Origin of the sequence: Clostridium sp. (assembly GCF_021443865.1) — a bacterium.
Classification (GTDB): Bacteria; Bacillota; Clostridia; order Clostridiales; family Clostridiaceae; genus Clostridium.
Window position 1 is genome coordinate 1 of sequence record NZ_JABUTB010000125.1, and the last position, 4,806, is coordinate 4,806.

At 27.7% G+C, this 4,806-nt stretch carries 4 protein-coding genes; 3 read left to right on the top strand and 1 reads right to left on the bottom strand.

The features are described 5' to 3' along the window. The first annotated feature begins 100 nt into the window (after window positions 1-100). The 3 genes from fliD to HUJ77_RS14565 all read left to right on the top strand — a co-directional run bounded on the left by fliD (window position 101) and on the right by HUJ77_RS14565 (window position 3,487). Window positions 101-2,161: a flagellar filament capping protein FliD gene (gene fliD / locus HUJ77_RS14555; protein ID WP_291709863.1), complete on the top strand. Its 2,061-nt coding sequence runs from the start codon at window positions 101-103 to the stop codon at window positions 2,159-2,161. 4 nt (window positions 2,162-2,165) lie between these two features. After that, on the top strand, window positions 2,166-2,492 hold the full coding sequence (locus HUJ77_RS14560) for a flagellar protein FliT (RefSeq protein ID WP_291709866.1): 327 nt from the start codon (window positions 2,166-2,168) through the stop codon (window positions 2,490-2,492). Between the two features lie 161 nt (window positions 2,493-2,653). Then, entirely contained in the window at window positions 2,654-3,487 is an 834-nt protein-coding gene (locus HUJ77_RS14565) for a flagellin (RefSeq protein WP_291709868.1), read from the top strand. 483 nt (window positions 3,488-3,970) lie between these two features. Here HUJ77_RS14565 and HUJ77_RS14570 read toward each other — a convergent pair. Continuing rightward, window positions 3,971-4,806: hypothetical protein (locus HUJ77_RS14570; RefSeq protein ID WP_291709870.1), on the bottom strand; the 836-nt coding region annotated here is incomplete at its 5' end.

The window sequence follows — 4,806 nt, forward strand, 5'->3', positions numbered from 1 at the left end:
AATTTTATGAATATAAATTTCAATAATTCAGCTTTGCTGAATTATATCCTTAATTATGCATTATCAATTATCCATTATTAATTATAGAAAGGGTGTTTATATGAGAATAACAGGCTTAGCAACTGGCTTGGATATGGATGAAATTATAAAAAATTCTATGAAGCCATATAGAATAAAGATTGATAAAAAAGGTCAGGATAGAGAAATTCTTGAAATAAAGCAAAAACTTTATAGAGAAGTAATAAAGGATTCAAGAGAGCTTTATAATAAGTATTTTGATATAACGAAAAATGATAGTTTATTATTAAGTAGAAACTGGGCAACTACTAAATTTACTTCTTCTAATGAAAATGTATTAACTGTTACAGCTTCAGGAGATGCAAAGGTAGATAATTATACAGTTACAGGAAGCAAAGCTACAGCAGCAAAATATATTAAAACTGATGGAATTGAAAAAGGAAATAAAATTACTATTAATGGTGAAGAATTTACATTAAAAGGTGATACTAAAAAAGAAATAGCTAATAACTTAAATAATGAATTAAAAGCTAAAAGTATTAATGTAAATGTTGTATATACAGATTTTGCTAGTAAAGTGAATGATGAAAATAAAAGTGGCCTTGTATTTGAATCTGTTGTTCTAGGCAAAGATAGTAAGTTTACTGTTGGGGGAACTTTTAGCGGGAAAATTGGTGATATTACGCAAGGAATTGATGCTACGGCTTCAATTATAACTAGTGATAGTTTCACAGTGAAAGCTTTAAAAGAGGCTGATGGTATTATTAAAATTGATGGTAAAGATATTAAAATAGATATTAGCAATGATGTATTAACTAATTCTGATATTGAAAAAATATTACAAAATAAATTAAAGGATTATAAATTAAGTGCTAATGTAGATGAAAGTGGGAAAATTATATTTAAAACTGTTGAATTAGGAGAAAAAACAGAGTACCCTAAAATATCAATAGGTGAAATTATTGGAGATAGTGTTCCTAATATAGAGTTTATTTCGGGGGAAAAAGCTAAACCCACAACTAATAAACTTGATTTAACTAATATAGCAAATGAAAAAATAACTATTAATGGTAATGTGATAGATTTAACAGGGAAAACTTTAGGTGATGATGTTGTTAATCATATAAATAAGGTCCTTAAGGATCAAGGCATGTCTATCACTGCGTCTATTGATAATGGCAAGGTTTTATTAACATCTAACATAGCAGGTTCAGAATATGATGTAGATGTAAAAGTAGCTAATACTGACGTAAATTTTGCAACAGACGGTACTGATGCTGAATTCATAATTAAAAATAGTAAAGGTGGGGTTTATACTCACAAAGGAATTGCCAATACTGTAACATTAGATGGTGTAACATTCAAATTTACTGGAGATATACCAGCAGAAGGTGTATCTGTTAATGGTAAACAAAACGTAACAGATATTAAAGATAATTTAGTTAAATTCATAAATGATTATAATACTTTAGTAGAGAAATTAAATAAACTTACCACTGAAAAAAGAAATAGAAGTTTTAATCCTTTAACTGCTGATCAAAAGAAAGAAATGTCTGAAGATGAAATAAAACTCTGGAATGAAAAGGTACAACAAGGACAGCTTTCAAGGGATACTGATGTATCTAGAATAGCAAATAGTTTAAAACAAGCTATGAGATCTTTAGTTGATGGAACAGGATTAAATTTAGAGAAGATAGGAATAGCACCAGTTGCTGATTATCAGGGAACGAAAAATGGTACTTATACTGTAGATGAAACAAAATTAGTTAATGCTTTAGAGAAAAATTCAGAACAGATAATGAATATGTTTATAAACTCAGCACCTAAGGATGATACATTATCTGAAGGACAAAAATATTCTAAAACAGGTATAATGAATAGAATTAAAGATGTTTTATATAAAGAGACAGTTACTGTAACTTCATCATTATTAAATAAAGCTGGAATAGAAGGTTCTTCAACAGCTTACACTAATGAAATAACAAAATCCATAGAGAAATATGAGCAAAAAATTGCTGACATGGAAAAAGATTTTTCAAGAAGAGAACAAGCTCTATATACAAAGTATGCTAATTTAGAAACTATAATGAATAAGTATAATTCACAACAAAGTTATTTAGCTCAACAGTTAGGGTTAAATTAGAAATATGATAGATAGTATTTTAGAAGAATATAAACAAATAACAGAAAAAATAATTGAAATAATAGATAATGATAAAGAAGTAATAAAGTTTATGGAAAAAAGAGAAGAAATATTAAAGCAAATTTTTGATTTAGAAGTAAATATAGATGTAATTAAAAATTTATATTTAGACAAAGGTATATTAAAATTAGATAATGAGTTAAAAAGAGCAATTGAAAATGAGAAATTTAAAGTGAAAGAAGAAATATCTAAAATCCACAAACTTAAAAATGCAAATAATGCATATGAAAAAAATAAAGTGGCAAACAACTTTTTTAATACAAAAGTTTAAAAAATTTTAAATAAGCTATAAAGTATAAAACATATATACGATATATATAATATAAGCTTAAGCAATACTCTATATAGAGATGATATTAACAGATTTATCTGTTACATATAAATAAAATAATGACAAGGATGTCAATTTAAAAATCAAGGAGGAATTTTATTATGATTATTAATCACAACATGAATGCGTTAAACGCACACAGAAATATGGGTGTTAACAACACTGCTTCAGGAAAGTCAATGGAAAAATTATCTTCAGGACTTAGAATAAACAGAGCTGGAGATGATGCAGCAGGACTTTCAATTTCTGAAAAAATGAGAGGACAAATAAGAGGTTTAGACCAAGCTTCAAGAAACTCTCAAGATGGTATATCAATGATTCAAACTGCTGAAGGTGCATTACAAGAAACACAAGCAATTCTTCAAAGAATGAGAGAATTAGCTGTACAAGCATCAAATGATACTAATGTTGAAGCAGATAGAGATGCCATTGGTGTAGAATTAACTGAATTAGGTAAGGAAATAACTAGAATTAAAGATAATACTCAATTCAATGAACAAACAATTTTAGATGGACAAGCTGGTACAGTTAATATTCAAGTTGGTGCAAATAATGGCCAAAATATGGAGTTAGACTTTACAACTGCTGGAATTGATTTATCAGATATAGAAGGTGCTGTTGGTACTTTAAGTTCTGCAGATGTTGCTGATTATGCTACAGCTACAGCATTAATTGAAACAATTAATACTCAAATTACATCAGTATCAACTGGAAGATCAACATTAGGTGCTTACCAAAACAGATTAGAACATACTATTAAAAATCTTGACAATGCTTCAGAAAACTTAACAGCTGCTGAATCAAGAGTAAGAGATGTTGATATGGCTAAAGAAATGATGAACTTCTCAAAGAATAACATCCTTTCTCAAGCTGCTCAAGCTATGCTGGCTCAAGCAAATTCTCAACCACAAGGAGTATTACAATTACTTCGTTAATGAGAATTTAAGGGTCCCTTAAACAGTGATTTTTAAGGATAATGGGGTGAATTGCTGGAACTTCCTTAAGATTTCTTCACCACAACGGAATTTGAAAAGATAAACGTGAAGGTTTAAAAAGAAGAAACATTGGATAATCAGCAGCCAAGCTTCTGTATCGAAAGATTGAAGAAGGTTCAACGACTAAGATATACTACCTAAAGAGAAATCCATGGTAATGAAATCTGTAGGGATGAGGTTTCCCGAAGTGCCCCACAGCTTTAGTTAATATAAAAAGCTGAAGATATAGTCTGGCAAATATTGAAAGATATTTGATGGTCCGCAAGCTAACCAACAACCTCAAGGAGTTCTTCAATTATTAAGATAAGCAGAGAACTAATTTTAGATTTATCTGAAATTATGTGAATCGCTTACTCCTTCGAAGCATTGAGAAGGAGTTTCCTTTAAAATTTGTTGAATATAATGAAATTAAGAGTCAAGGTTTTACCTTGACTCTTTTAATTTATTTATTCTTCGTAATTTGTCTATTATACCCCAATAGCTTCTATTAAGTGCTTTAGCAATTTCTATATTGCTCATACCATTTTCTTTTGATTGAATAATAAATAGTTCTTCATTTCTGGTATAGTAATTTTTACTAGAGATATTTTCAAAAGAATTAATATTTTTATAACCATTTTCTTTAAGCTTATTTTTCTTTTCTTCAAATCTTTTATCTAGATTAATTTTATATCTCATATAGGGTATTTCATATACATAAGGTTTTACTATATCAATAAATTTAATAATATCACTTTTTTTATTTATTTCTAAAATAGTATTTTTACCATCTTTTCTATATTTGATTTTTGCTTTCACTCCAAAAGTAGTTTCTAAATGATTTTTTAAGATTAAATTTTCTTTTTCAGAAAAACTTAAAGTGTATAATGATATTCGTGGAAAAATGTATATAGAATTATTTCTACGCTTAGTTGAATCCATAACTAATGATCCATCATCCATATAAAGGCAAGCTAAACCTATTGGATGTGTAAGCAATATTATATTTTCTTCTGTAATAGTTTTAATATTATTAAAATAAAATTTATTATATAAATTAGTAAAGTATATATTGCAATGAGAATATATTTTAGCATATTTATAATTTGTATTTATTTTAAAGTCTAGATTTTTTAGATTTTCATATTTCCACATTCTATAAGGTAGCTGATTTTCACATCCATGTTCTCTATAATAAGCATTCTTACTTCTATTATATAAAGCTAAACTCCCATCCCCTAAAAGACTACCAATAATAATATTTTCTTCAATTTCAGAAA

Excerpts from the sequence above, each read along its gene's own strand:
- fliD (WP_291709863.1), top strand. The coding sequence starts at position 101 with ATGAGAATAACAGGCTTAGCAACTGGCTTGGATATGGATGAAATTATA.
- HUJ77_RS14565 (WP_291709868.1), top strand. The coding sequence starts at position 2,654 with ATGATTATTAATCACAACATGAATGCGTTAAACGCACACAGAAATATG.
- HUJ77_RS14560 (WP_291709866.1), top strand. The coding sequence starts at position 2,166 with ATGATAGATAGTATTTTAGAAGAATATAAACAAATAACAGAAAAAATA.